This is a genomic window from Pseudomonas yamanorum, assembly GCF_900105735.1.
Classification (GTDB): Bacteria; Pseudomonadota; Gammaproteobacteria; order Pseudomonadales; family Pseudomonadaceae; genus Aquipseudomonas; species Aquipseudomonas yamanorum.
The window spans coordinates 3,705,501-3,731,379 of the sequence record NZ_LT629793.1 but is presented as its reverse complement, the minus strand read 5'-3'; the positions used below and the strand labels follow the sequence as shown (position 1 = coordinate 3,731,379).

The 25,879-nt window shown below is 59.7% G+C and carries 23 protein-coding genes; 8 read left to right on the top strand and 15 right to left on the bottom strand.

What is annotated here, in order from left to right; translation table 11 throughout:
- The first annotated feature begins 158 nt into the window (after positions 1–158).
- Positions 159–635: a hypothetical protein gene (locus BLU46_RS17495; RefSeq protein WP_063026355.1), complete on the top strand. Its 477-nt coding sequence runs from the start codon at positions 159–161 to the stop codon at positions 633–635.
- A 151-nt stretch (positions 636–786) separates the two neighbouring features.
- Here the strand turns inward: BLU46_RS17495 and BLU46_RS17490 are convergent, their stop codons facing one another.
- The 7 genes from BLU46_RS17490 to BLU46_RS17460 all read right to left on the bottom strand — a co-directional run bounded on the left by BLU46_RS17490 (position 787) and on the right by BLU46_RS17460 (position 9,526).
- Positions 787–1,755, bottom strand: coding sequence for a CDP-6-deoxy-delta-3,4-glucoseen reductase (locus BLU46_RS17490; protein WP_003213981.1), 969 nt, complete (start codon positions 1,753–1,755; stop codon positions 787–789).
- A complete protein-coding gene (gene ubiD, locus BLU46_RS17485; RefSeq protein WP_017476626.1) occupies positions 1,755–3,221 on the bottom strand; it encodes a 4-hydroxy-3-polyprenylbenzoate decarboxylase in 1,467 nt (488 codons plus the stop codon). Before ubiD ends, BLU46_RS17490 begins: the two co-directional genes overlap by 1 nt.
- 89 nt (positions 3,222–3,310) lie before the next feature.
- Positions 3,311–5,296, bottom strand: coding sequence for an acyltransferase family protein (locus tag BLU46_RS17480; protein ID WP_093203847.1), 1,986 nt, complete (start codon positions 5,294–5,296; stop codon positions 3,311–3,313).
- Positions 5,297–5,452: 156 nt separating this feature from the next.
- On the bottom strand, positions 5,453–6,712 hold the full coding sequence (rho, locus tag BLU46_RS17475; RefSeq protein ID WP_008438874.1) for a transcription termination factor Rho: 1,260 nt from the start codon (positions 6,710–6,712) through the stop codon (positions 5,453–5,455).
- Between the two features lie 226 nt (positions 6,713–6,938).
- Positions 6,939–8,270, bottom strand: coding sequence for an IS4 family transposase (locus BLU46_RS17470; RefSeq protein ID WP_093203842.1), 1,332 nt, complete (start codon positions 8,268–8,270; stop codon positions 6,939–6,941).
- Positions 8,271–8,379: 109 nt separating this feature from the next.
- Positions 8,380–8,709 (bottom strand): thioredoxin TrxA, encoded by a 330-nt coding sequence (gene trxA / locus BLU46_RS17465; RefSeq protein WP_003213989.1) that lies wholly within the window; start codon positions 8,707–8,709, stop codon positions 8,380–8,382.
- 121 nt (positions 8,710–8,830) lie between these two features.
- Positions 8,831–9,526, bottom strand: coding sequence for a FadR/GntR family transcriptional regulator (locus tag BLU46_RS17460; protein WP_093203838.1), 696 nt, complete (start codon positions 9,524–9,526; stop codon positions 8,831–8,833).
- A 254-nt stretch (positions 9,527–9,780) separates the two neighbouring features.
- Between BLU46_RS17460 and BLU46_RS17455 the strand changes: the two genes are divergently transcribed.
- From BLU46_RS17455 to BLU46_RS17440, 4 genes are read left to right on the top strand one after another with little or no spacing between them, the layout of a single operon-like run.
- Positions 9,781–10,566: a transporter substrate-binding domain-containing protein gene (locus BLU46_RS17455; RefSeq protein ID WP_017476630.1), complete on the top strand. Its 786-nt coding sequence runs from the start codon at positions 9,781–9,783 to the stop codon at positions 10,564–10,566.
- Between the two features lie 21 nt (positions 10,567–10,587).
- Positions 10,588–11,256, top strand: a complete 669-nt coding sequence (locus tag BLU46_RS17450) for an amino acid ABC transporter permease (protein WP_093203835.1) — start codon at positions 10,588–10,590, stop codon at positions 11,254–11,256.
- The gene (locus BLU46_RS17445; protein ID WP_003213996.1) at positions 11,253–11,903 is read left to right on the top strand and encodes an amino acid ABC transporter permease; all 651 of its coding nucleotides are present in this window, start codon (positions 11,253–11,255) and stop codon (positions 11,901–11,903) included. Before BLU46_RS17450 ends, BLU46_RS17445 begins: the two co-directional genes overlap by 4 nt.
- Positions 11,890–12,627, top strand: a complete 738-nt coding sequence (locus BLU46_RS17440) for an amino acid ABC transporter ATP-binding protein (RefSeq protein WP_093203830.1) — start codon at positions 11,890–11,892, stop codon at positions 12,625–12,627. The genes BLU46_RS17445 and BLU46_RS17440 overlap by 14 nt, the downstream gene beginning before the upstream one ends.
- A gap of 4 nt (positions 12,628–12,631) precedes the next feature.
- On the opposite strand, the gene BLU46_RS17435 is transcribed toward BLU46_RS17440, so the two are convergent.
- The 4 genes from BLU46_RS17435 to BLU46_RS17420 all read right to left on the bottom strand — a co-directional run bounded on the left by BLU46_RS17435 (position 12,632) and on the right by BLU46_RS17420 (position 17,124).
- A complete protein-coding gene (locus BLU46_RS17435; RefSeq protein ID WP_093203826.1) occupies positions 12,632–13,180 on the bottom strand; it encodes a DUF1120 domain-containing protein in 549 nt (182 codons plus the stop codon).
- On the bottom strand, positions 13,152–15,650 hold the full coding sequence (locus BLU46_RS17430) for a fimbria/pilus outer membrane usher protein (RefSeq protein WP_231988822.1): 2,499 nt from the start codon (positions 15,648–15,650) through the stop codon (positions 13,152–13,154). The genes BLU46_RS17435 and BLU46_RS17430 overlap by 29 nt, the downstream gene beginning before the upstream one ends.
- A 6-nt stretch (positions 15,651–15,656) precedes the next feature.
- A complete protein-coding gene (locus BLU46_RS17425; protein WP_081253072.1) occupies positions 15,657–16,370 on the bottom strand; it encodes a fimbria/pilus chaperone family protein in 714 nt (237 codons plus the stop codon).
- Positions 16,371–16,470: 100 nt separating this feature from the next.
- Positions 16,471–17,124, bottom strand: coding sequence for a DUF1120 domain-containing protein (locus tag BLU46_RS17420; protein ID WP_093203817.1), 654 nt, complete (start codon positions 17,122–17,124; stop codon positions 16,471–16,473).
- A 491-nt stretch (positions 17,125–17,615) separates the two neighbouring features.
- Here BLU46_RS17420 and ppx point away from each other — a divergent pair, with 491 nt between their 5' ends.
- Positions 17,616–19,118: an exopolyphosphatase gene (gene ppx, locus BLU46_RS17415; protein WP_063026338.1), complete on the top strand. Its 1,503-nt coding sequence runs from the start codon at positions 17,616–17,618 to the stop codon at positions 19,116–19,118.
- Between the two features lie 186 nt (positions 19,119–19,304).
- Here ppx and ppk1 read toward each other — a convergent pair whose 3' ends face one another.
- A complete protein-coding gene (ppk1, locus tag BLU46_RS17410; RefSeq protein WP_063026336.1) occupies positions 19,305–21,533 on the bottom strand; it encodes a polyphosphate kinase 1 in 2,229 nt (742 codons plus the stop codon).
- Positions 21,534–21,551: 18 nt separating this feature from the next.
- Entirely contained in the window at positions 21,552–22,565 is a 1,014-nt protein-coding gene (gene hemB / locus BLU46_RS17405) for a porphobilinogen synthase (RefSeq protein WP_063026334.1), read from the bottom strand.
- 229 nt (positions 22,566–22,794) lie between these two features.
- On the opposite strand from hemB, the gene BLU46_RS17400 reads away from it, so the two are divergent.
- Positions 22,795–23,433, top strand: a complete 639-nt coding sequence (locus BLU46_RS17400) for a DedA family protein (protein ID WP_003214015.1) — start codon at positions 22,795–22,797, stop codon at positions 23,431–23,433.
- Here BLU46_RS17400 and BLU46_RS17395 read toward each other — a convergent pair.
- Entirely contained in the window at positions 23,414–24,649 is a 1,236-nt protein-coding gene (locus tag BLU46_RS17395) for a sterol desaturase family protein (RefSeq protein WP_093203813.1), read from the bottom strand. The genes BLU46_RS17400 and BLU46_RS17395 overlap by 20 nt on opposite strands.
- A gap of 115 nt (positions 24,650–24,764) precedes the next feature.
- Between BLU46_RS17395 and elbB the strand changes: the two genes are divergently transcribed.
- Positions 24,765–25,430 carry an isoprenoid biosynthesis glyoxalase ElbB gene (gene elbB / locus BLU46_RS17390; RefSeq protein ID WP_017476644.1) on the top strand — a complete coding sequence of 222 codons (666 nt, stop codon included), beginning with the start codon at positions 24,765–24,767 and terminating at the stop codon, positions 25,428–25,430.
- Here elbB and BLU46_RS17385 read toward each other — a convergent pair.
- Positions 25,427–25,879, bottom strand: coding sequence for a YaiI/YqxD family protein (locus BLU46_RS17385; protein WP_017476645.1), 453 nt, complete (start codon positions 25,877–25,879; stop codon positions 25,427–25,429). The two genes, elbB and BLU46_RS17385, sit on opposite strands and share 4 nt — an antisense overlap.

Here is a 25,879-nt window from a genome sequence, read left to right as displayed (position 1 = left end):
CGAATGCATAAGCCCGGGCCGCTCCGCTCATCAGGATTGGCCGCCTCAATCCCTGTAGTTTCAGCGCAGGTTCAGCCTGGAGGCACGCTGAGCCTTCAAAATAGGCGCCTGTCACGACCCACTTAGCCGCCAACCGAACCGACTATCGAGGTCACACCATGAAATACCGACTTCCCAGCCTGTTGTTCCTTGCACAGGCCACCACCGCCCTGGCGGTGGAAGCGCCGCCCCAGGACGAAAAAGGCTTCTGGTACGCCCAGACGAGCGTCTACACCCGGCATTTTTCGCCGGACAAGGACCACAACAACAATCAGGACCTGATCGGCCTGGAGCGCAATGAAGCGTCAGGCCTGGTGTATGGCGGGGCGACGTTTCGCAACTCGTTCAGCCAGCGTTCGTACTACGCCTATGCCGGCAAACGCTACGACATGACCGCTTACCCGGTGTACTTGAAGCTGACGGGCGGCGTGATCCAGGGCTATCGCGGCAAGTACCGCGACAAGATTCCACTGAATGGGCTCGGGGTGGCGCCAGTGATCATACCCTCGGTGGGCACTCACTACGGGCCGGTCGCCGCCGAGTTGGTGTTGCTGGGGTTCAATGCGGCGATGGTGACGACGGGCGTTCGTTTCTGATTGAGCCGCTGAAGGGCTTCTGTGGCGAGGGAGCTTGCTCCCGCTGGGTCGCGAAGCGGCCCCTGAAGTTCATGCGGTCTTTCAGATAGAACACAGCGACTGCTTTGGGGCTGCTGCGCAGCCCAGCGGGAGCAAGCTCCCTCGCCACACGTTACGGGCGGGGCGCGTAGGCAAATACGTCAGCACGCATCTGGTGTGCATCCATGCCGGCTTCGACCAGCGCATCCAGGGTGCCGTAGATCATCGCCGGTGAACCGCTGGCGTAGACGTGCACGGCCTTGAGGTCGCTGATGTCTTCGCACACGGCTTCATGCAATAACCCGCAGCGCCCTTCCCACCCGCACAGGTCGCTGACCACTTTGTGCAGGAACAGGTTGGGCAGTTGCAGCCACTGGTCCCAGTGCTCGATGTCGTAGAAGTCTTCCGGTCGACGTACACCCCAATACAGGTGCACCGGGTGCTTGAAACCACTGGCGCGGCAGTGTTCGATCAAGCTGTGCATCTGCGCCATACCGGTACCGGCGGCGATCAGCACCAGCGGCCCGTCGGGCAGTTCGGCCAAGTGGGTGTCGCCAAACGGCATCTCGATGCGAGCCATCTGGTTACGCTGCAACTGCTCAAGCAGGCTGCGAGCACTGTCTTCCCGGGCCAGTACGTGCAGTTCCAGCTCGCGCCCGGCGTGGGGTGCGGAGGCCAGGGAGAACGCCGACTTCTCGCCGTTTTCCCGTTCGATCATCAGGTATTGCCCGGCGTGGTAACGCACAGCCTTGCCGGCGGGAGCCCGCAGGCGCACGCGCCACACGTCACCGCCCACTTCAACACATTCACTCAGTTGGCAAGACAATTTGCGCACCGGCAACTCTCCCGGCGCCAGCACGCCATCCCACAACACAATGCAATCTTCCAGCGGTTCGGCAATGCAGGTATAGAACTCGCCATGGTCACGCACCTCACCGGCTTGTTGCACCCGGCCCTCTACCAGCAGCGCTGCACATACGTGGCACACACCATTGCGGCACGCCTGAGGGCAATCGTAGCCCAGGCGGCGCGCGCCTTCGAGAATCCGCTCGCCAGGCGTCAGTTCAAGTACCGCACCGGAAGGCTGCAGGGTTACACGCATCAATCTATTCCTAATTCTTTCCAGAGCGCATCCACACGGGCAGTTACCGCTTCGTCCTTGACGATCACACGGCCCCATTCGCGGGTGGTTTCACCCGGCCATTTATGGGTGGCATCCAGGCCCATTTTCGAGCCGAGGCCCGATACCGGCGAGGCAAAGTCGAGGTAGTCGATCGGCGTGTTATCGATCATCACCGTGTCGCGCTTGGGGTCCATGCGCGTGGTGATGGCCCAGATCACGTCGTTCCAGTCGCGGGCGTTGATGTCGTCGTCGGTGACAATAACGAACTTGGTGTACATAAACTGTCGCAAAAACGACCACACACCCAGCATTACCCGCTTGGCGTGGCCGGGATACGACTTCTTCATCGTCACGATGGCCATGCGGTACGAGCAGCCTTCGGGTGGCAGGTAGAAGTCGGTGATTTCCGGAAACTGCTTTTGCAGGATCGGTACAAACACTTCGTTCAACGCCACGCCGAGGATCGCCGGCTCATCAGGCGGACGGCCGGTGTAGGTGCTGTGGTAGATCGGCTTGATCCGGTGGGTGATGCGCTCGACGGTGAACACCGGGAAACTGTCGACTTCGTTGTAGTAGCCGGTGTGGTCGCCGTAGGGGCCTTCATCGGCCATCTCGCCGGGGTGAATCACGCCTTCGAGGATGATTTCGGCGGTGGCCGGCACTTGCAGGTCATTACCACGGCATTTCACCAACTCGGTGCGGTTACCGCGCAACAAGCCCGCGAAAGCGTACTCGGAAAGGCTGTCGGGCACTGGCGTGACGGCGCCGAGGATGGTCGCCGGGTCGGCGCCCAGGGCCACCGAAACAGGGAATGGCTTGCCGGGATGTTTTTCGCACCATTCACGGAAATCCAGCGCGCCGCCACGGTGGCTCAGCCAGCGCATGATGACCTTGTTACGGCCGATCACTTGCTGACGGTAGATGCCGAGGTTCTGGCGGTCTTTGTTCGGACCTTTGGTGACGGTCAGGCCCCAGGTGATCAGCGGGCCGACGTCCCCAGGCCAACAGGTCTGCACGGGGAGCATGCCGAGGTCGACGTCATCGCCTTCGATGACCACTTCCTGGCAGACCGCGTCTTTCACGACCTTGGGGGCCATGGCGATGATCTTGCGGAAGATGGGCAGCTTCGACCAGGCGTCCTTCAGACCCTTGGGTGGCTCGGGCTCCTTGAGGAAGGCCAGCAGCTTGCCGATCTCCCGCAGTTCGCTGACGGACTCGGCGCCCATGCCGAACGCAACGCGGTCGGGGGTGCCGAACAGGTTGCCGAGTACCGGGATATCAAAGCCCACCGGGTTTTCGAACAGCAGCGCCGGGCCCTTGTTACGCAAGGTGCGGTCGCAAATCTCAGTCATCTCCAGGACCGGGGAAATCGGCACCTGGATACGTTTCAACTCTCCGCGCTGCTCAAGTTGCTGCACGAAATCCCGAAGATCCTTGAATTTCATTAACCATGCCACCCGTAAAATAGGCGTACATCCTACCTGCTCTTACGGTCGCTGGCAGCTTATTGAGCAGCATTGCCGACGACAATGACTCAAAGAGCCGAGGCCTGGGTTTCATTGCGCAAGGCCTTGAACAACGGTTCAAGGAACGCCTCGACATACCGCGAACCGACCGCCGAGAGGTGATTGTCGTCGGTGTACAGCGACTGACCGTCCAGTTCCACGCGACACCAGTCATTCGCACTGCATAGCTTGGGCGCCGGATCCATTACCTTTACCCCGGGATCCGCCGCCGCGATTTGCTCGAATACCTGACTGATATAGGCCTGACGCTGAAGGTGCTCAGCCAGGGGCATGCCTTCTTTGTCGGTGGGCCGACCGAGCATCGCCAACCGGCTGAGGCGGTAAGGCGGACTGAATTCCTGCAGCGGGACTTCCTTGACCAGCCACACCCGATGGCCGCTGGCGCGCAATTGCTGCACAAGGGCGCGCACGCTTTCGGCGAAGCGCTGCTCGGCGATAGCACGATCATAAGTACCGGTCGCCGGGTTGAGCAGTGAAGCCTCGGTGTCGCCATCGAGCTGCCCATAGACATAAAGGCTCCAGCGCGCTGCCAGTACTACGTCGCTAAAGGTTTCCTGACCCAGCAGTTGGGTGACTCGCTGGTTAAAGCTCAAGCAACCTGGAACGCTTTCCTTGCGATTAAACGGCAGGCAGCCGGCATACCCTGCCTGAGTGACGCTGACACCGTATTTGCTCGCGCCGTCTTGCAATGCCGGAACCAGCGCCGTGGCATGGCTATCGCCCCAGACCAGCGCGCGTGTCGGCGCGGACTGAGGTCCGAAATGACAAAATCCATGATGGCGATTTTTCCCACCATCCACCAGGCAGGCCATAAGGTCCGGGCTCCACTCGCGCGCCTGGGCAAATTGCAGCGCCTCGGGCGACAGGCGCCAAGGCAAGCCCTTCGTCAAGACCAGGCCTTTGCCGAGCAGTCCCACCCCAAGCAACGCGATACCCGCCGCCACCAGGATTTGCTTGCGTCCTGCCAACAGCCGACGCTCACGGAACGGGGCCTCGACAAACCGCCAGGACGCATAACCCAGCACCAGGCTCAACACAAACAGTGCACCAAGCTCCCACGTGCCCAGCCCGTCGACACTGGCGTACTTGCCAAACACGTACACCGGCCAGTGCCACAGGTACCAGGAGTAGGAGATCAGGCCAATCCCCACCAGCAAGCGGCTACCCAGCAGCTTGCTCGTCAGAGTAGTTTGCTGGCCGTTGGCCCAAATCAGGCAGACCACGCCCACCACTGGCAACAGCGCTGCGGCGCCGGGAAACGGCGTGCTCGGGTCATACGCGAAGACCGCCAGCAGGATCAGGCCGAGGCCGGCAAGGCTGACGGCCTGCGCCAAGGCCGGGCTCGCGCGGTACTCGCGTACCGGCATCACGGCCAGCATTGCGCCCGCCAACAGCTCCCAGGCACGCATCTGCAGCAGGAAAAAGGCTCTTTCCGGAGAGTGGGCCACCGCCCATGTACTCATGCCGAACGACACCAGTAGCAACACGAACAGCGCCGTACGCCAATATTTGAGCCGGCTCGACAGCAGTGTCAGCAGCAGTGGGAAGAGGATGTAGAACTGTTCTTCAACCGATAATGACCAGGTATGCAGCAACGGCTTGATATCGGAAGCCACATCAAAGTAACCGTCCTGGCGCATGAAAAACAGGTTGGAGATAAACACCACCTGGTTATGTATCGAGCGCCCCAACTCGCTGTAATCCTTGGGCGCCAGCAGAAACCAGCCCACCACCAGCGTGCCGAGCATCATCACGAACAGTGCCGGCAGGATGCGCCGCGCTCGACGGGCCCAGAAGCTGACAAAACTGAAACGGCCGGCCTCACGCTCGCGCCAGATGATCGAGGTGATCAAGTAGCCGGAGATCACGAAAAACACGTCGACGCCGACAAAGCCGCCGGTAAAGCCCGGTACACCAAAATGAAACAGCACAACAGCGAGCACAGCTATGGCACGCAGGCCGTCAATGTCCCTGCGATAAGCGAGAATGGTCATAAAATCTTGTAATTTGCCTGATCGGATGGACAGCGAGTGTAGTCACACACGCGAATTTGTTTCTAAACAGACACACACTAAAGCCAAACCTCCTTTTCCAGAAACAAAAAAAATGGCGCCCCATGGGGCGCCATCCTTTTTGACCGAAGCGTCGTGTTACTTGCGCTTCATCGACAGGAAGAACTCGTCGTTGGTCTTGGTGGTTTTCAGCTTGTCAATCAGGAACTCGATGGCAGCCACTTCGTCCATCGGGTGCAGCAGCTTGCGCAGGATCCACATGCGCTGCAGTTCGTCATCGGCGGTCAGCAACTCTTCGCGACGTGTGCCGGAACGGTTGATGTTGATAGCCGGGAACACACGCTTTTCAGCGATACGGCGGTCCAAAGGCAGTTCCATGTTGCCGGTACCCTTGAACTCTTCGTAGATCACTTCATCCATCTTCGAGCCGGTTTCAACCAGCGCGGTGGCGATGATGGTCAGCGAGCCGCCTTCTTCGATATTCCGCGCGGCACCGAAGAAACGTTTCGGTTTCTCCAGGGCGTGGGCATCGACACCACCGGTGAGCACCTTGCCGGAGCTTGGGATCACGGTGTTGTAGGCACGGGCCAGACGGGTGATGGAGTCGAGCAGGATCACCACGTCTTTCTTGTGTTCGACCAGCCGCTTGGCCTTCTCGATCACCATTTCGGCAACCTGCACGTGGCGGGTTGGTGGCTCATCGAACGTCGAGGCAACCACTTCGCCGCGCACGGTGCGCTGCATTTCGGTTACTTCTTCCGGACGCTCATCGATCAGCAACACGATCAGGTGAACTTCAGGATTGTTACGGGCGATGTTCGCTGCGATGTTCTGCAGCATGATGGTCTTACCGGCTTTCGGCGGGGCCACGATCAGGCCGCGCTGGCCTTTGCCGATCGGGGCGCACAGGTCGATGACACGACCGGTCAAGTCTTCGGTGGAACCGTTACCGGCTTCCATCTTCATGCGCACGGTCGGGAACAGCGGGGTCAGGTTCTCGAAGAGAATCTTGTTTTTCGCGTTCTCGGGACGATCGTAGTTGATCGTGTCGACCTTGAGCAGGGCGAAATAACGCTCGCCTTCCTTTGGAGGGCGGATCTTGCCAACGATGGTGTCACCGGTGCGCAAGTTGAAGCGACGGATCTGGCTCGGCGAGACGTAGATATCGTCTGGGCCGGCGAGATAGGAAGCGTCTGCAGAGCGGAGGAAGCCGAAGCCGTCCTGGAGAATCTCCAGCACGCCATCACCGGAGATTTCCTCGCCGCTTTTCGCGTGCTTTTTCAGCAGGGAGAAAATCACGTCCTGCTTGCGCGAACGGGCCATATTTTCTATGCCCATCTGTTCGGCCAATTCGAGCAGTTCGGTAATCGGCTTTTGCTTGAGTTCAGTCAGATTCATATAGGAATGACGTAATCATTTATGGAGGGGGGGAAATTAAGCTTTTGGCTTAATGAGGCCGCGCCGCAGAGAAGGCGACAGGATCGCGTACTAATCGAAAAGGAGAGCGTCGGCGACGGCTTGCAGGGGGCAGTGGAGAAACCAGTGCGGGGCCGAATGTACCACCTGAATTTCAGAGCGTCTAGCCCTGTTTCACGAAAAAGCCCCGCAATTTGCGTAATGCTGTTCACTTAAGCGGAGCAGCCTTACGGTCTACTGGAAATCGGGTTTTTGAGATCTTCACCGTCCTTGGCCTCGAAGGCCTTGGACGGTGATCCAGAAACAATCCTCCGATACCTGCCCTTAACTCTGCCAATCGTCTCCCTGTCGCTGAAATCGGGTTGGCCGCAGCCATCACAATCAATTGCACCGCGATGTACTGACAAGCCGGTTTGAAACGGATGTCCGAGGGCGCTCGGCCAAACGCCACCGCTGCCTGACTGGCTTCCCGACGAATTACGTTGTAAGCCAGCAAAAGTCCCCACACCTCCTGATAAATCAGCTCGACTTTTTTGCTGCGCAAGGTCATAGCGTTCTGTTGCATCGAACTCTTGATGTCCCTGAAGCCCAGCTCGATCTCCCAGCGTTCCTGATAAAGCTTGGCAACGGCCTTGGTGTTGTAGGTCTCGGCCGGCAAGGACGTCATGACGGTCTTCACTTTGCCTTGTATTTCATAGCTGACTTCACGTACCTCCCAGTGCGATGGAAGGACCGGATTTCGCTTTCTGGCCTGCGGTGAGACTTTCATGCGCACCAAACGGTCATGCACGCTGTAACGGGCCACTTCCTCACAGACCAGTCCTTTTTTTGCCGGGATCAACCAATGACGGTGGGTGCCCGAACGGCTCAAACTCGACAGTAGCTCGGCGCCCCAGAACCCTTTGTCGAACAGCGTCACTGAGTGGTCGGGAATCTGCTGCAAAAACTCGTCGGCCAAGCGCATTTCACTGCGTCGGTAAGGGCTCAATTGAGCATCCAGGATCACATGCGAACGCACATTCATCAGCGCCACCAGGCGCAGCATGGGAAACGGTGTCTGGCGCTCACTCGGGGTGTTTCCCGATCCAAAGTGATCTCGCAGCTCGGGCGTATCCGGAGTGCGTAAAAGTGCACCGTCCACCGCGAATACCTGCAGGTCGTGCCAGGCATCATCGTCGTAGCGCTCCGCCCCCCATTGAGTACCGGTCTTGCGAAACAGCCACTCAACAGGATCGGCACCGAGCCGCTTTCGCGCCTCGGTCACACCGCTGCGGGCCAACAAGTGGTCAGAAGCCAGGCCTTGGGCGCAGATGTTCAAACGTCTGGCCAATTCGTGAACCGGCTCATCTCGAAATAGCGCCATCCCCAGTACCAACCAAAGCACTTGATCAGCGGGCAGGCGACGCCGGCGAATGGTGGCCTGACTGGAAAGATCCAGCGCAGACGCTACCCACTCAATGGGAATATTTTGGGTAAAGGTGCTCAGGTCGCAGAAGTTGAAAAGGTCGCCGAGGTCAAGCAGGTCCTGTTGAACAGACATAAAAAATCCGATGCCAGAGGTCTGGTATCGGATTTTCTAGGAAGCCCGGCGTGGGCTCAAATGCTTAAGTGAACAGCATTACGCAATTTGCGGGGCTTTTTAAGGACGCTTAGATGTTGGCGTCGAGGAAAGCTTGCAGCTGGGACTTCGACAGCGCGCCGACCTTGGTGGCCTCGACATTGCCGTTCTTGAACAGCATCAGCGTAGGAATACCACGCACGCCGTGCTTGGCCGGGGTTTCCTGGTTGTCGTCGATGTTCAGCTTGGCAATGGTCAACTTGCCTTCGTAAGTGGTGGCAATGTCGTCCAGGACCGGAGCGATCATTTTGCAAGGACCGCACCACTCAGCCCAGTAGTCAACCAGCACCGGGCCCTGGGCCTTCAGTACTTCGGCCTCAAAGGTCGCGTCGGTGACGTGCTTGATAAGATCGTTGCTCATGGATGTCTCCGGGTTGTAAGCAAAAAAAACGTTGCCCATCATAGCCGCCCTTCCCGCGTTCAGGAAGCCGCAGCTGATTGACTCTTGCTATGGCGCTGCATGAGTTTGGGTATAGCCCAACTCATGGCGTTACGGGAGTGATGAAGGCAATGCCTGTACGCAACGCCGCGTTACGCACATGTTCCTGCATGCTTTTCTGCGCAGCCCCGCTGGCGCGCCGGGTAAGTGCACGGAGGATCTTGCGGTGCTCCTGCCAGGTCTCCATGGCCCGCTCCGGCCGGATGAACGGTAGCTTCTGACTCTCCAGAAACACCTCGGCACTGGCACTGAGGATGCTCACCATCGCCTGATTACCGCTGGCCAGCAGGATGCGCTGGTGGAATTCGAAGTCCAGCCGGGCCGCTGCCTCAAAGTCACCGGCCTTGAGCTCCTTGCGCATCGCCTCGACGTTATCTTCCAGGAGGTCCAGCTCATCGGTGGTCAACGTCACCGCCGCCAGCCCCGCCGCAAAGCCTTCCAGGGCGTAGCGCAGCTGAAAGATATCCAGCGGCGTCGCCTGCGCCGTAAACGGCCACGCCAACCCAGGGAGTTCTTCGGCCGCTTGCACGAACACGCCCTTGCCCGGCTGCACACTCACCACGCCCAACGCACTGAGGGACGACAAGGCTTCGCGCAATGAGGCCCGGCTCACGCCCAATTGCAGCGCCAAATCGCGCTGGGAGGGCAACGCATCGCCCGGCCCGAAGCCCCCGTCAGCGATCAGTTTGCGGATGGCCTGTAGCGCCACTTCCGGTACACCTTGGGCGATGGAATTCATAAAAACTCAAGTTTCCAGTCAACTGAACGGCTAGTTGTAAAGCTATTCGTGACGCCCGGCAAGCCACGCCCCAAAGGGGCTCGCAAGGTTTTTGAGGCGCTCGAAAAAGGTGCAAAAAGCCCTTTAACTGTTCAGACCAGTAAGACCGCCAGAACTCAACGGCCACCGGCCTCCCAGCTGGTTAATGCGCTACTGGCATGGGCTGTGCACTGGCAAAACTCAGAAAATCCTTTCGTCCTTTTCGGAGAGTTGCCATGACCAAGCGTTGCAGCGCCCTGCTCACTGCCCTGTTTGCCAGCCTGATGCTGAGCCAGGCGCCCGCCCAGGCCAACGGTCTGGACGATATCGTCGCCCGTGGCACCCTCAAGGTGGCCGTGCCTCAGGATTTCCCGCCGTTCGGCTCGGTCGGCCCGGACATGAAGCCCCGCGGGTTGGACATCGACACCGCAAAACTGCTGGCCGACCAGTTGAAGGTCAAGCTTGAACTGACCCCGGTCAACAGCACCAACCGCATCCCGTTCCTCACCACCGGCAAGGTCGACCTGGTGATTTCCAGCCTGGGCAAGAACCCCGAGCGCGAGAAGGTCATCGACTTCTCCAAGGCCTACGCGCCGTTCTACCTCGCCGTGTTCGGCCCGCCAGATGCGCCAATCAGTACCGTTGACGACCTCAAGGGCAAAACCATCAGCGTGACCCGCGGCGCCATCGAAGACATCGAGCTGACCGCCGTTGCGCCTAAAGAGGCGACGATCAAGCGCTTTGAAGACAACAACTCGACCATCGCCGCCTACCTCGCGGGCCAAGTGGACCTGATCGCCAGCGGCAACGTGGTGATGGTGGCCATCAGCGAACGCAACCCCAAGCGCGTGCCGGCACTGAAAGTGAAGCTCAAGGACTCGCCGGTGTACGTGGGCGTAAACAAGAACGAGCCGGCGCTGCTGGACAAGGTCAACCAGATCCTGGTCGCGGCCAAAGCCGACGGCAGCCTGGAAAAGAACGCAATGCAGTGGCTCAAAGAGCCGCTGCCGGCTGATCTCTGATCGCGGTAACGAGGGTTAGCTATGGCCTATCAATTCGACTTTGTGCCGGTTCTGGCCAATACCGATCTGTTGCTGCGCGGCGCGCTGTTCACCCTTGAGCTGACCGCCATCGGTGCAGTACTGGGCGTGGCGCTGGGAGTCGTCGGCGCCGTGGTGCGGGCGTGGAAGATCCAGCCGTTCAGCTGGATCTTCGGGGTGTACGTCGAGTTGATCCGCAACACGCCGTTCCTGGTGCAGCTGTTTTTCATCTTCTTCGGCCTGCCGTCCCTCGGTTTGAAAATCACCGAATGGCAGGCGGCGGTGCTGGCGATGGTGATCAACCTGGGGGCGTACTCCACGGAGATCATCCGCGCCGGGATCCAGGCGATCCCGCGGGGGCAACTGGAGGCTGCGGCCGCGCTGGCCATGACGCGTTTCGAAGCGTTCCGCCACGTGGTGTTATTGCCCGCACTGGGCAAGGTCTGGCCGGCCCTGAGCAGCCAGATCATCATCGTGATGCTCGGTTCGGCGGTCTGTTCGCAAATCGCCACAGAAGAGCTGAGCTTCGCCGCCAATTTTATCCAGTCACGCAACTTCCGCGCTTTTGAAACCTATGCACTGACCACCTTGGTCTACCTGTGCATGGCGCTGATGATCCGCCAATTGCTGAACTGGATCGGCCGTCGCTATGTCATGAGGAACGCCCGATGAGTGATTTTTCCTTCTGGGACATCGTGCGCAACCTGCTCACCGGCTTGCAATGGACCTTGCTGCTGTCGCTGGTGGCGTTTATCGGCGGCGGCGTGATCGGCTTGCTGGTGATGACCATGCGCATCAGCACCAAGGCTTTCCCGCGCAACGTCGCCCGTACCTATATCGAGCTGTTCCAGGGCACGCCGCTGTTGATGCAGCTGTTCCTGGTGTTCTTCGGCATTGCCTTGCTCGGCGTGGACATCTCGCCCTGGCTGGCGGCGGCGATTGCCTTGACCCTGTTCACAAGCGCCTATCTGGCCGAAATCTGGCGTGGCTGCGTCGACTCCATTGCCCACGGGCAATGGGAGGCGTCCGCGAGCCTGGCCCTCAACCCGCTTGAGCAATTGCGCTACGTGATCCTGCCCCAAGCGCTGCGCATTGCCGTGGCGCCGACCGTGGGCTTCTCGGTGCAAGTGGTCAAAGGCACTGCCGTGACCTCGATCATCGGCTTCACCGAGCTGACCAAGACCGGCGGCATGCTCGCCAACGCAACCTTCGAGCCCTTCATGGTCTACGGCCTGGTGGCGCTCGGTTACTTCCTGCTTTGCTACCCCTTGTCCCTCAGTGCGCGCTACCTGGAAAGGAGACTGCATGCCTCTGCTTAGAATTTCTGCCCTGCATAAGTATTACGGCGATCACCATGTACTCAAGGGCATCGACCTGACGGTCGAAGAAGGCCAGGTGGTGGCGATCATCGGCCGCAGCGGCTCGGGTAAATCCACCTTGCTGCGCACCCTCAATGGCCTGGAGTCGATCAATGACGGGGTGATTGAAGTCGACGGTGAATACCTCGACGCCGCCCGTGCCGACCTACGCACCTTGCGGCAGAAAGTCGGCATGGTGTTCCAGCAGTTCAACCTGTTCCCGCATCTGACGGTGGGCGAAAACGTCATGCTCGCGCCACAAGTGGTGCAGAAAGTGCCGAAGGCCAAGGTTGCGCAACTGGCGCGGCAGATGCTGGAACGGGTCGGGCTGGGGGAGAAGTTCGACGCTTTCCCCGATCGGTTATCCGGCGGCCAGCAGCAGCGCGTGGCCATCGCCCGGGCGCTGGCCATGTCACCCAAGGTGTTGCTGTGCGATGAAATCACTTCGGCCCTGGACCCGGAACTGGTCAACGAAGTGCTCAGCGTGGTGCGCCAACTCGCCAAGGATGGCATGACGCTGATCATGGTCACCCATGAGATGCGTTTTGCCCGGGAAGTGGGCGACAAGCTGGTGTTCATGCATCAGGGCAAGGTGCATGAAGTGGGTGATCCAAAAGTGCTGTTTGCCAACCCGCAGACCGCCGAGCTGGCCAACTTTATTGGCTCGACAGAGGCCCCGGACTGAGTCGTCAACCAGCAGGCACCAGCTCAAAACGCCCGCTGCCCTCCAACACGGTCTTATCGCGAACGGCGGTGGCCGTGTTGAAGAGATAAGTGTCGACCTGCACCTGAGCTGAAAACACGCGACCCACGGCGGGCAGCCCGGCAGCCAGCACCACCATGGCCTGGTCCGGCAACAATTGGCTGTTCCGCTCGGCCCGATGATGCAAAGGGGCCAACTCGACAGGCCTGCCGTCCAGCACTGGCTGCTGGAGGCTCAGGGTGAAATACCCCTGGTGGCCAAACCTGAAGCCTTGGCCCACAGCGGGCACGCCTCGAAAACGCACGGCGATGACCGTGTCTTGTGGGCACACCACATTCAAATGCACCGTGCGCTTACCAAAAAGTACGCCTTGGGCAGCAACCTGCCCACCTTGGCGTAACGCGCCAAGATCAACTTCTGGCCGGCTCAACGACAGACGACATTCTGCGGCATGGACCTCCCCCACCATCAACAGGCCGGATAACAGCGCGCCCGCAGCGCCTACCTTAACGGCAGGTCGCGGAAGCGGTTTCATAGGGTCGTTCATCATAGGATTGCTCCGCCAGGTCGAGTTGGAGTGTGCACGAGGCCCCGCTCGGCGATGACACCGTGAGGGTTTGCGCGCTATCGATATTGCTCAGGAAAATCATGCCGTCTGCCACCACGTTGGTCAGGAACGCATTACCTGCGCCAAGCACCGATGCCCCCTGAGGCAGAGGCTCGCCCGTCGTATCCGTGGCCCTCAGTAGCACGCGTCGAACTTTAACCACCTCGAAGTCGACCTTGCTGAATGAACCTCGCCCGGCCTCCAGCACTTTCGTACCGTTCTTGATATCCACCTGCCGCGGCAGGGACTTGCCTTCGATTTCAAGCTGACTGACTTGATAGGCGGGCAGCCCGGGAAGCACCGCCATGCCCCAGCGATCAGTCCACACAGGCCCTTGGGGAGTACTGATACGAGCCCCCGTAATATCCCCGGCCGAGGCAACGCCGAACGTATCCTCGACCCGGTACGGCGTAAAGGTCACGCCTCGATCATGGGCCACCACGGCGCCCTGCAATTGCCCGCTGTAGCGTGTACTGGAACCGTCCCGGTCAATGCCCGCACCGACCTGGGTATAACGCGACAACGTATTAACCCAACCGCCCACAGCCTGCTCATGATCGCCCCTCAAGTCTCTCTCGCCACGAAGCTCATAGTTAAGGGTCTCATCCACACGTTCGGTATACGTGGTAGCAATACTGGAGCGACGACCTTGGTGTCGTGCAACAGAGCTGAGGGACCGCTCGCGGCCCAGCGGAACGGCGACCTGCAAGCGAAACCCAACGCCATCCTTATCGCCCCGGGTAGCACCCGACGTACCCACCTGCGAGTCCACCGTCACACCCACGTTCGCGTACCTGAAGTCCTTGCTCCAAGAGCCGTAGATGTTTTGGGTGGTCCTGCTATTGAAATGAGCCGCCCGGGAATAGCCCAACGAAAACTCGCCAAACTCCCGTGCAGCCCAACTGAAGCCCGCGGTGTACTGATTTTTAAACCGTGCGTCCCCAGCGTCGCCGGCGGCAGTACGCAGGGTTTCGAGCACCTCACGATAGCCTGGGGTTTGAGTAGTGGCGCTCAGCGAAACCTGTACGTTGCCAGGCAACGTGCTTCCCACGGAAATGCTATTGCGCGCGCCCTGGCGCTTTTTTTTACGGTCCCGCGCAAGGTTGTTACGCAGCCCCAGGGAAAAACGTTCGCCAAAGCCGGTGTCCAGCGCAAAGCCCACCGAATTGTAGTTGTCGGTGCCCTGCACCCCGGAGCTGAAGGCGCTGCTCTTGCCAAACGCCCAGGTTCCGCTGGCCATTCCTAGCACAGGCTCTTTGGCGCCACTGCGGTCCACATCACGCACCTTGCCCAGCCCAGCCGTATAACCCGCCCTGACCGGTACCGCCGCGCGAAAAGACGCCGCCGGTACCACGAAACTACGTTGTGCCCCTCGTGTATCGATGACGCTGACCTGAAGGTCACTTGTGCCATTGAGCAACGGTAAATTGCTCAATGAAAAGGGGCCTTCGGGCACCACCGTGGTGTAAATCAGGGCGCCTGATTGACGCACTTCAACCCGTGATTGGCTGACGGCTACGCCCTCGACCACCACGCCACCGCCGCTCGAACTGCTCGCGATCCCGTCGGGAAACAACTGTGCGCCCAACAGTTGCACACCGCCAAATACCGGGCTGATGCCGGATATCTGCCCCAATTGGAACGTAGAAGCCAACGGCACTAAATCACGTTGCGCATAGGCAAACAGATGCTCGGCGGTGGAGCGCCCGTTGCTGGAGACGTACAGCTGGCGACTACGTGCAATCCAGTCTCCGAAGTTGAACCCTGCTTCTGTCGAAGCGGAGAAATAACGGCTGGTGTCCTCTCGCGAATGGCTATTACTGCCCTGCAGGTCATAGTTGAGCATCCCTGCGGTACCGCCCCGGGAATAGTGGCCAGACCCGCGTTGCAGTTCGCGCAATGCCTGGGTAGGCACCACCAGGAATACTTCCTCGCTTCCCGGGCGTAACGTTGCGACCGTCTTGGGATACTCAGAGAGGAAGTCATGGCAAGCCTGGTCACCCGCTGCGTCTTTGTTCAGTACCCGGGAAGGCACCTGCAAGCCCGCTCGGTCGAGCAAACCACGGGTGAAACACAACTCGCCTTCATGATTGAAACGCACATCCGCCAGCCCCACCCGGTCACCATTCACCGTGAGCCCGACAACGCGCACGCCTTCGGTGAAACGCGCAGCGCTACGGAAATAACGAGCGACGCCGGGGTCAATACCGCGAGCCTGTAAGGTCGCCAGGTCGAACCCCAGCAACTGGGTGCCGGGCTGGGCAGCGTAAGCCTGCTCAGTCATCCCCGACAGGATCGCCACACACACCAGGCCATTACGCCTGAATCGCTCATCGTCACGCTTGGTTTTAGATAGCTTTTTACTGACTGCACCGGGAACTCTTTTGACTTTTCTCATGACCGGTCAAGGCGCATTGGCTAGGAGTAATGCGTCGTAGCTGTCGACGGTAAATCCATAGATGGTGGCCGGCTCGAGGGTCACTGAAGTGGCGTCCGGTACGGCCTTCTTCAGGTCAACCCTCAACACTTCGCCCGGCAAGATGTAGGCGCGAGGAAGGTTGGCTTGAATGTTTTGCGGGTTGACCTTCACTTCAGTGCCCAGTCGGACCACATACGGACTGTCGTTGCGCACGATCAGCGTGCTGGCCTGCAGTTGCCAGGTCAGTAGCTCCCAGGGTGCTTCATTTCGAGGCAAGCCTTTGGGGTGCAGGATCAGGGGCAAATTCTGCCGAAGGCTGATACCGATCGTCGCACCCGAACCGGGTCGCGTCTGAGGAACGCCCTCGAAAGACACACGCTTCAAACGCTGAGTCTTGAGCGGCTCCTTACCAATTGCCAGGAACCTGACCATCTGCTGCTCCCCTGCATCGACTCGCGCAACAGGCGGCGTTATAAGCACCAGCGGCTCAAGGTCTTCAGGAATATCTTCGATCGTCGAATGAAGTAAGGCGGGCCCTTTATCGGTATTGGTTACGTTGATGCTGACTTCGCCCTCCGACTCGTTCAGCACAATAACAGTTGTTTCAGGACGCATACCATCTGCCCATACATCAGCAGCAAACACAAGACTCAAACAAACATACAAAGGCGCAAGAACTTTGAATCTCAACTTAGTCATTGACCAACCTTCCCATTACCTCAAGATTACAAACCAGTCGACGCAGGTTTTGGCAATTAACTTCCAGCCCTAACCTGCATCGACCCAATTCAAATGGTTCTTAGAGGTAACGCAGTTCCAAAGTCGCCTGACCATCAAGAGCGATTTGACTCGTCATATCAAGCTCAGAAGTTCTATTGATAACTGCCTGAATTTCCAGATTCCCGGCCAGTGTATTCAGTTGGAGTGGCGTATTGGTTCCAATGTGCCATGCCGCAATATTCGCGCCTTGCCCCAAAGCCGGCCCGCCCTGCACCCAACTGGTGCCATTGTTGCTACTGGTAAGAACGTTTACCGCCCGGCCATCAGCGACAGAATTACGCAGATGCACAACGTAACCGCCTATTTTCTGCGCTCTCGCGGTAGTGCCCAAACCGTAGTTATAGGTATCGGTGTAAGGCGCACCGAACTGGCTGACCATCAGGTTCGGGATACGGCTGCTGGCCCGGTTATCCACGGCCTTGATACCCACCTTGGTCTTTACACTGCTGGCGCACCTGATTGCGTAAGGCGTGGTCTTGGCGGCCAACTTGGTATAGTTGGTGGGGCTCAAGGTACTCGGATTGATAGCGCCGTAATCAATAACAGAGTTGGTGATTGTGAAACTGCAGCTGCTGGGCGCAATGGTGCCCTTGACACGAAGATCGGCGGCTTGCGCGCTCAGACCTGCAACAGCTAGAAACATGCCCACCCATACAGCAATATTTTTCTTCATCAGATAGTTACCTTTCAATGAGAGATACGGCTAATTACAGATGGACAGAAACGATCATTGCCCCGTCCGCGCGGACAAGTTCATGCCACATGACGTTCTGATCCATAAATAAATACCGCCACGGCACAAATGCCGAACCGAAGTATCGGCATATCGAGTCCACAATAAAGCCGGAAAAAATTGCAATCCTCGTATGAACCACCAACGCTATTGCCTTGAAGCTTCCGGCGCCGCCGTGCGAGTGAGTGCAAAATCGTTCAGGATGAATACGAAAACGTGTAGGACCTATCAGTTACCCCAGTAAGTGCTGGGTTGCATAAATATGGATTACATCAACTATTAACTTGGTAATACGAGACGAGCGAACATTTCCTACAACGGCAAGTCAACGGTCCCATGCCGGTGCTGGAAAAATTACTCTGGCACTACGCGTTGGCGTCAGCGGTTGATCGTGGCACGATGGCGAGGTTATCGACCGAGATCCCTTAACCATGCCGCAATCCCAAGCCAAGAATCTGTCCCTGATCGCCGCCATCGACCTGGGCTCCAACAGCTTTCACATGGTCGTGGCCAAGGCCCAGAACGGCGAAATCCGCATCCTTGAGCGGCTCGGCGAGAAAGTGCAACTGGCTGCCGGGATCGACGACGAGCGTCAGCTCAATGAAGAATCCATGCAGCGCGGGCTCGATTGCCTGAAGCGCTTTGCCCAACTGATCAACGGCATGCCCCCGGGCGCCGTGCGGATCGTCGGCACCAACGCCCTGCGCGAAGCCCGCAACCGCGGCGAATTCATCCGCCGTGCCGAGGAGATTCTCGGCCACCCCGTAGAGGTCATCTCCGGCCGTGAGGAAGCGCGCCTGATCTACCTCGGCGTGTCGCACACCCTGGCCGACACCCCGGGCAAGCGCCTGGTGGCCGACATCGGCGGTGGCAGTACCGAATTCATCATTGGCCAGCGCTTCGAACCGCTGCTGCGCGAAAGCCTGCAGATGGGTTGCGTCAGCTACACCCAACGCTATTTCAAGGACGGCAAGATCACCCCGGCCCGCTACGCCCAGGCGTATACGGCGGCGCGGCTGGAGATCATGAGCATCGAGCACGCCCTGCACCGCCTGACGTGGGATGAGGCCATCGGCTCGTCCGGCACCATCCGCGCCATCGGCCTGGCCCTCAAGGCCGGCGGCCACGGCACTGGCGAGGTCAATGCCGAAGGCCTGGCCTGGCTCAAGCGCAAGCTGTTCAAGCTGGGGGATGCCGAGAAGATCGACTTCGATGGCATCAAGCCTGACCGCCGCACGATTTTCCCGGCGGGCCTGGCAATCCTCGAAGCGATTTTCGATGCCCTCGAACTGCAACGCATGGACCACTGCGACGGTGCCCTGCGTGAAGGCGTGCTGTACGACCTGCTGGGCCGCCATCACCACGAAGACGTGCGTGAACGCACCCTCAGCTCGCTGATGGAGCGTTACCACGTCGACCTGGAGCAAGCCGCTCGGGTTGAACGCAAGGCGCTGCATGCTTTCGATCAGGTCGCCGCGGATTGGGACCTGGAAGACGGCGTCTGGCGTGAACTGCTGGGCTGGGCGGCCAAGGTCCATGAAGTGGGGCTGGACATCGCCCACTACCATTATCACAAGCACGGCGCCTACTTGATCGAACACTCGGACCTGGCGGGTTTCTCCCGGGAAGACCAACAGATGCTCGCCCTGCTGGTACGCGGCCACCGGCGCAACATTCCGAAGGACAAGTTTGCCGAGTTCGGTGACGAAGGCATCAAGCTGATTCGCCTGTGCGCGCTGCTGCGTTTTGCGATCCTGTTCCACCACATCCGTGGTACCCAGGAAATGCCACAAGTGGTGCTGCGGGCCAATGCCGACAGCCTGGACGTGGTATTCCCGAAAAACTGGCTGGATGAAAACCAGCTGACCCAGGCGGATTTCGCCCAGGAAGCCGAGTGGCTGACGCGGGTTGGGTTCACGCTGAATGTGCGCTGATAGGGGTGAGTGACGCGGAGCGTCACAGGATGTATTCCCACGCAGAGCGTGGGAACAATCTAACGCCACAAAACAAATGTGGGAGCGGGCTTGCTCGCGAAGGCGGAGTGTCAGTCAACAGATTCATCGACTGATCCACCGCCTTCGCGAGCAAGCCCGCTCCCACATTTTTGACCGCGTCGGCTTTTAGTTCACCGTCAGAATCGGGCTGCCCAGCTTCTCCAGCAACGTCGCCTGGGCGCTGCGCGGGTTCTGGTTGCCGGTCGGAGTATTGCGCACATAGCGCCCGTCCGACTGCAGGCTCCAGCTGTGGGTGTTGTCGGTGAGGTAACTCTCCAGCTCCTTCTTCACCCGCATGATCAGTTTCTTGCCTTCCACCGGGAAGCAAGTCTCCACACGCTTGTCGAGGTTGCGCTCCATCCAGTCGGCACTGGAGAGGAACATCTGCTCCTCGCCGCCATTGAGGAAGTAGAACACCCGTGTGTGCTCCAGGAAGCGCCCGATGATCGAACGCACGTGGATGTTATGGGAGACCCCTGCGATGCCCGGACGCAGGCAGCACATGCCACGCACCACCAGGTCGATACGAACGCCCGACTGGCTGGCCTTGTACAACGCACGGATGATCTTCGGATCGGTCAGCGAGTTGAACTTGGCGATGATGTGCGCCGGCTTGCCTTCGAGGGCGAACTGGGTCTCGCGGGCAATCATGTCGAGCATGCCCTTCTTCAGGGTGAACGGCGCGTGCAGCAGCTTCTTCATGCGCAAGGTTTTGCCCATGCCGATCAACTGGCTGAACAGCTTGCCGACGTCTTCACACAAAGCGTCATCGGAGGTCAGCAGGCTGTAGTCGGTGTAGAGCTTGGCGTTGCCGGCGTGGTAGTTGCCGGTGCCCAAGTGGGCGTAACGCACGATCTCGCCGGCTTCACGGCGCAGGATCAGCATCATCTTGGCGTGGGTCTTGAAGCCGACCACGCCATAGATCACCACCGCACCGGCCGCTTGCAGGCGGCTGGCCAGTTGCAGGTTGGATTCTTCGTCGAACCGCGCCCGCAGTTCGATCACCGCCGTCACTTCCTTGCCGTTACGCGCGGCGTCTACCAGCGCATCGACAATTTCGGAGTTGGCGCCGGAGCGGTACAGGGTTTGGCGTACAGCCAATACATGCGGGTCCTTGGCGGCCTGACGCAGCAGGTCGACCACCGGCGTGAAGGACTCGAACGGGTGCAGCAGCAGGATGTCCTGCTTGCTCACCACGCTGAAAATGTTCTCGCTGTTTTGCAGGAGTTTCGGGATCTGCGGGGTGAACGGCGTGTATTGCAGCTCCGGGTGGCTGTCCAGGCCGGTGATGCTGAACAGGCGCGTCAGGTTCACCGGGCCATTGACCTGATACAGCTCGGTCTCGCTCAGGTTGAACTGCTTGAGCAGGTAGTCGGACAGGTGTTTCGGGCAGGTGTCTGCCACTTCCAGACGTACCGCATCACCGTAGCGACGGGAGAACAGCTCGCCGCGCAGGGCGCGGGCCAAGTCTTCGACGTCTTCGGAGTCCAGCGCCAGGTCGGCGTTACGGGTCAGGCGGAACTGGTAGCAGCCCTTGACCTTCATGCCCTGGAACAAGTCATCGGCATGGGCGTGGATCATCGACGAAAGGAATACATAGTTATCGCCAGCGCCCCCCACCTCTTCCGGTACCTTGATGATCCGTGGCAGCAAGCGCGGTGCCGGGATGATCGCAAGGCCGGAATCGCGACCGAAGGCGTCGATACCTTCCAGCTCGACGATGAAGTTCAGGCTCTTGTTCACCAGCAACGGGAACGGGTGCGTCGGGTCGAGGCCGATCGGGGTGATGATCGGCGAGATTTCGTCGCGGAAGTAGCGGCGTACCCAGGTCTTGATCTTGGCGGTCCAGTGACGGCGCCGGATGAAGCGGACCTGATGCTTTTCCAGTTCCGGCAGCAGGATGTCGTTGAGGATCGCGTATTGGCGGTCCACATGGCCGTGCACCAGCTCGCTGATACGGGCCAGGGCCTGGTGCGGTTGCAGGCCGTCGGCGCCGGCTTGTTCACGGGCAAAGGTGATCTGCTTCTTGAGGCCGGCGACGCGAATCTCGAAGAACTCGTCCAGGTTGCTGGAGAAGATCAGCAGGAACTTCAGCCGCTCCAGCAACGGGTAGGACTCATCCAGTGCCTGTTCCAGCACGCGGATGTTGAATTGCAGTTGTGACAGCTCGCGATGGATGTACAGGCTGCTGTCATCCAGGTTGGTAATCGCAACCACCGGCGCCGGTGCGGCAGCGGGCGTTTCGACCACCACGGCAGGCGGTGCCGGCTCCAGCTCCGGCGGGGTCTCGGTGACTTGTTCGACCACCGGGTGAGCGTCTTTTACGGCAACTTCTGTGAGTCCTTCGGTATTCATCGAGTGTTCCTGTGAGGGCTAGTGTTGCTCTCTAAGCAATTGGGCGGCGCGGGCGGCGAAGTAAGTCAGGATGCCATCAGCACCCGCGCGTTTAAAGGCAGTCAGGGATTCAAGGATCACCCCTTCACTCAACCAACCATTCTGGATCGCGGCCATGTGCATGGCGTATTCACCACTGACCTGATAGACAAAGGTCGGCACCTTGAATTCATCTTTGACCCGATAAAGGATGTCGAGGTAGGGCATCCCGGGCTTGACCATGACCATGTCGGCACCTTCAGCCAGGTCCGCCGCCACTTCGTGCAGGGCTTCATGGCTGTTGGCCGGGTCCATCTGGTACGAGGCCTTGTTGGCCTTGCCCAGGTTCAGCGCCGAGCCCACCGCATCGCGGAACGGCCCGTAATAGGCGCTCGCGTACTTGGCCGAGTAAGCCATGATGCGCACGTTGACGTGGCCGGCCAGCTCGAGGGCTTCGCGAATCGCCTGGATGCGACCGTCCATCATGTCCGACGGCGCCACCACCTGGGCACCCGCTGCGGCGTGGGACAAGGCCTGCTTGACCAGCGCATCAACGGTGATGTCGTTCTGAACATAGCCTTCGTCGTCGAGAATGCCATCCTGCCCGTGGGTGGTGAACGGGTCCAGCGCCACGTCGGTGATCACTCCCAGTTCCGGAAAACGCTCACGCAAGGCACGGGTGGCGCGCTGGGCAATACCGTCCGGGTTCCAGGCTTCGGCGGCGTCCAGGGACTTGAGTTCAGACGGCGTGACCGGGAACAGCGCCAGTGCCGGAATCCCCAGTTCAACCCAGTTCGCCGCCTCTTCGAGCAGCAAATCAATGGTCAAGCGCTCCACACCCGGCATCGACGCCACCGCTTCCCGACGATTTTCACCGTCCAGCACAAACACCGGCAGGATCAGATCATTCACCGTCAGGACGTTTTCACGCACCAGGCGACGGGAAAAATCATCGCGACGGTTGCGACGCAAACGGGTGGCGGGAAACAGGCGGTTGGCGGGGGTAAAGCTCACGGCAGACTCCTGAGCCCGGGTTGACGGGCGAGCGTGACAGTTATAAGCGGCCATTATGACGAAGGAATTACAGTTGTGGTTACCTCATGCACCGTAAGCCAACCGGCATGTGACCTGTAGTCGCATTCGTCGTTTATGTAGGAATTGTTCACTTCGTGACACATCTCGATACTTTCATGAATGTTCACGAAGGCGTAGGCTGCGCGTTCATTTCGCCAGCACCCAGACCATGCTTCAACAATTTCTGCATGACTTCGGCTACTTTGCGCTGTTCCTCGGCACCTTCTTCGAAGGCGAAACCATCTTGGTTCTCGCAGGCTTCCTGGCGTTCCGTGGATACATGGATATCAACCTGGTGGTGGTCGTTGCCTTTTTCGGCAGCTACGCCGGCGACCAGCTGTGGTACTTCCTGGGGCGCAAGCACGGCCGCAAACTGCTGGCGCGCAAGCCGCGCTGGCAACTGCTGGGCGACAAGGCCCTGGAGCATATCCGCAAGCACCCGGACATCTGGGTGCTGAGCTTCCGCTTTGTCTACGGTTTGCGCACGGTGATGCCGGTGGCCATTGGTTTGTCGGGCTACCCGCCGGGCCGCTACCTGTTGCTGAACGGGATCGGCGCCGCCGTGTGGGCCGCGGCGCTGGGGGCTGCGGCTTACCATTTCGGCGCGGTACTGGAAGGCATGCTGGGCAGCGTCAAGAAATATGAGCTGTGGGTACTGGGCGCACTGCTGGTGCTGGGCCTGGGCTTGTGGATCCGCCGGCGCGTCAAGAACGCCCGCCTGACCCGCGAAGCCTGTGCCGCCGAGAAGGTTCGCCTGGCGGCCGGCGAACCTGAAAAAGCCGAAAAGCCTACGACGCCAGTCGAGTAAGCCGGTTTCTGCAACAGTAGAGGCCGATGCCGCTGAGCAAGCTGTAACTGACCAGGCCCAGCCAGCCCAACGAGCTGGCCGGCCACAGCCCCACCAGCGGCGCCAGCCATACCAAAGGCACATTCAGTGCCAGGCGCACCAGCTCAGCCTTCAACGCCCACGGGCGATTCTCCAGCGCCACCCCCAGGGTGAACAACCCCAATGCCATCGCGCTCCAGCCCAATACCAGGGCGGCGGTCGGCAAGCCCTCGCCGAAATTCATCAAATAGCTGCCAAAACCCACGTACACGGCAAACTGCAGGGCGATGTAAATTTGTTGGCGCCCATCCAACGGCACCTCGAATTTGCGGAACTGGCTCAAGTCCGGCTTGGCCATCGGGTACTTCGCCGCCACGTCCGCCGGGCGCCAGCCGGTGCGCATGAACCAGATCCGCAGCTTGTCCCACCCACTTTCGGTACGCCGTGCATCACTCCACAACTGTGCATAAAACTGCAGGTTGGCCCACAGCGGGTTCCAACTGGCCAAGGGTGTCGTCACGCCAAAGATCACCGGTTCGTTATCGTCTTCTTCCTGGAAGGAGCCAAACAGGCGGTCCCAAATAATGAACACCCCGCCGTAGTTGCGATCCATGTAGAGAGCGTTCTGTGCATGGTGGGCCCGATGATTGGACGGCGTGACGAAGAACCACTCGTACCAGCCGAGCTTCGGCACATGGCGCGTGTGCACCCAGAATTGATACAGCAGGTTGAGAGATGCCACGCTGATAAACACCACCAGCGGCACGCCGAGTACAGCCAGCGGCAAGTAGAAAATCCAGCTCAGCAGAAAGCCGGTGCTGGTCTGGCGCAAGGCGGTGCTGAGGTTGTAGTCCTCGCTCTGGTGATGCACCGAGTGGGCCGCCCAGAGGATGTTGCGCTCATGGCCCATGCGGTGCAGCCAGTAATAGCAGAAATCGTAGAAGACAAAGGCGAACACCCAGGTCCAGACGCTCTGGGCCGACAGCTCGATGATCGCCAGGTGCTTGAGGGCGAAGGCATAGGTGAGGACGCCCACGCCTTTGGTCAAAAGCCCGGTGGTGGTGGACAACACGCCGGTGCTGAGGCTGTTGATGGCATCGGCCACCCGGTAGTTGCGTTGGCCGCGCCGGTAGTCGGCCAGCAGCTCCACCACGATCAAGGCAATGAAAAACGGTACCGCGTAAGGGACGAAGTCCATGGGCAAGTCCGGTCAATTATTGTTACATCTAGAGTAGGTGTAGCGGCTGGATATCCCATTGGCAATGAGTGACAAATGAGTAGACATTTAACGCCATGAATCAGGAGAAATGCCCATGAGCAAAAAGATTGCAGTGATCCTTTCCGGCTGTGGCGTGTACGACGGGGCTGAGGTTCATGAGAGCGTGATCACCCTGCTGCGCCTGGACCAGCGCGGCGCCGAGGTGCAGTGTTTTGCGCCGAACATTGCCCAACTGCACGTGATCAATCACCTCACGGGCGAGGAAATGCCTGAGTCGCGCAATGTGCTGGTGGAGTCGGCGCGTATTGCCCGTGGCGAGGTGAAGGACATTCGTGAGGCCAACGCCGAGGATTTCGACGCACTGATCGTGCCCGGCGGGTTTGGCGCGGCGAAGAACCTGTCGAACTTTGCCGTGGAAGGCGCCGGGTGCAGCGTCAACCCGCAGGTGCTGGAACTGGCCGAGGCGTTTGCCGAAGCAGGCAAGCCCGTCGGCCTGATCTGCATCTCGCCGGCCCTGGCGGCGAAGATCTATGGCCCCGGCGTGACGTGCACCATCGGTAACGATGCCGACACCGCAGCCGCCATGGACAAGATGGGCGCCACTCACCAGGAATGCGCGGTAGACGACATCGTCGAAGACAAGGCGCGCAAGCTGGTGAGCACCCCGGCCTACATGCTGGGCAAGCGCATCAGTGAAGTGGCTTCAGGCATCAACAAGCTGGTGGACCGAGTGCTGGAACTGACCCACCAGAACGATTAAGCCTTCATCAATCGGGTCAGGATCCGATCCAGTGAGTTGGCAAACGCCTGTTTGTCCTTGTCCCCATGGGGTGGCGGGCCACCGCCCATCTGCCCCTGCTCCCGCAGATCGGTGAAGAGGTTACGCACCGCCAGCCGCTCGCTCATGTTCTGCGGGCTGAACTCCTTGCCTCGCGGGTCCAGCGCCGCCACGCCGTTTTTTACCAAGCGGTCGGCCAGCGGCACATCGCTGCAGATCACCAGCTCGCCAGGCACCGCGTGTTCCACCAGGTAGTCATCGGCCGCGTCCGGGCCGCTGGGCACCACAATCAGCTTCACACACGAGAAGCTCGGTTTGATCTGGCTCTGCCCGGCCACCAGCACCACTTCGAACTGGCGTTTGAGGGCGAACTTCACCACCTGGTCCTTGGCCGCCCGCGGGCAGGCGTCTGCATCGATCCACACGCGCAT

Coding starts and splice junctions, on each gene's coding strand:
- BLU46_RS17455 (WP_017476630.1), top strand. CDS start 9,781: ATGACCAAGCGTTGCAGCGCCCTGCTCACTGCCCTGTTTGCCAGCCTG.
- elbB (WP_017476644.1), top strand. CDS start 24,765: ATGAGCAAAAAGATTGCAGTGATCCTTTCCGGCTGTGGCGTGTACGAC.
- BLU46_RS17385 (WP_017476645.1), bottom strand. CDS start 25,879: ATGCGCGTGTGGATCGATGCAGACGCCTGCCCGCGGGCGGCCAAGGAC.
- BLU46_RS17430 (WP_231988822.1), bottom strand. CDS start 15,650: ATGAGAAAAGTCAAAAGAGTTCCCGGTGCAGTCAGTAAAAAGCTATCT.
- BLU46_RS17425 (WP_081253072.1), bottom strand. CDS start 16,370: ATGACTAAGTTGAGATTCAAAGTTCTTGCGCCTTTGTATGTTTGTTTG.
- BLU46_RS17470 (WP_093203842.1), bottom strand. CDS start 8,270: ATGTCTGTTCAACAGGACCTGCTTGACCTCGGCGACCTTTTCAACTTC.
- BLU46_RS17445 (WP_003213996.1), top strand. CDS start 11,253: ATGAGTGATTTTTCCTTCTGGGACATCGTGCGCAACCTGCTCACCGGC.
- ppk1 (WP_063026336.1), bottom strand. CDS start 21,533: ATGAATACCGAAGGACTCACAGAAGTTGCCGTAAAAGACGCTCACCCG.
- BLU46_RS17460 (WP_093203838.1), bottom strand. CDS start 9,526: ATGAATTCCATCGCCCAAGGTGTACCGGAAGTGGCGCTACAGGCCATC.
- BLU46_RS17490 (WP_003213981.1), bottom strand. CDS start 1,755: ATGCGTGTAACCCTGCAGCCTTCCGGTGCGGTACTTGAACTGACGCCT.
- ubiD (WP_017476626.1), bottom strand. CDS start 3,221: ATGAAATTCAAGGATCTTCGGGATTTCGTGCAGCAACTTGAGCAGCGC.
- rho (WP_008438874.1), bottom strand. CDS start 6,712: ATGAATCTGACTGAACTCAAGCAAAAGCCGATTACCGAACTGCTCGAA.
- ppx (WP_063026338.1), top strand. CDS start 17,616: ATGCCGCAATCCCAAGCCAAGAATCTGTCCCTGATCGCCGCCATCGAC.
- BLU46_RS17435 (WP_093203826.1), bottom strand. CDS start 13,180: ATGAAACCGCTTCCGCGACCTGCCGTTAAGGTAGGCGCTGCGGGCGCG.
- BLU46_RS17400 (WP_003214015.1), top strand. CDS start 22,795: ATGCTTCAACAATTTCTGCATGACTTCGGCTACTTTGCGCTGTTCCTC.
- BLU46_RS17395 (WP_093203813.1), bottom strand. CDS start 24,649: ATGGACTTCGTCCCTTACGCGGTACCGTTTTTCATTGCCTTGATCGTG.
- BLU46_RS17440 (WP_093203830.1), top strand. CDS start 11,890: ATGCCTCTGCTTAGAATTTCTGCCCTGCATAAGTATTACGGCGATCAC.
- BLU46_RS17450 (WP_093203835.1), top strand. CDS start 10,588: ATGGCCTATCAATTCGACTTTGTGCCGGTTCTGGCCAATACCGATCTG.
- BLU46_RS17480 (WP_093203847.1), bottom strand. CDS start 5,296: ATGACCATTCTCGCTTATCGCAGGGACATTGACGGCCTGCGTGCCATA.
- BLU46_RS17495 (WP_063026355.1), top strand. CDS start 159: ATGAAATACCGACTTCCCAGCCTGTTGTTCCTTGCACAGGCCACCACC.
- BLU46_RS17420 (WP_093203817.1), bottom strand. CDS start 17,124: ATGAAGAAAAATATTGCTGTATGGGTGGGCATGTTTCTAGCTGTTGCA.
- trxA (WP_003213989.1), bottom strand. CDS start 8,709: ATGAGCAACGATCTTATCAAGCACGTCACCGACGCGACCTTTGAGGCC.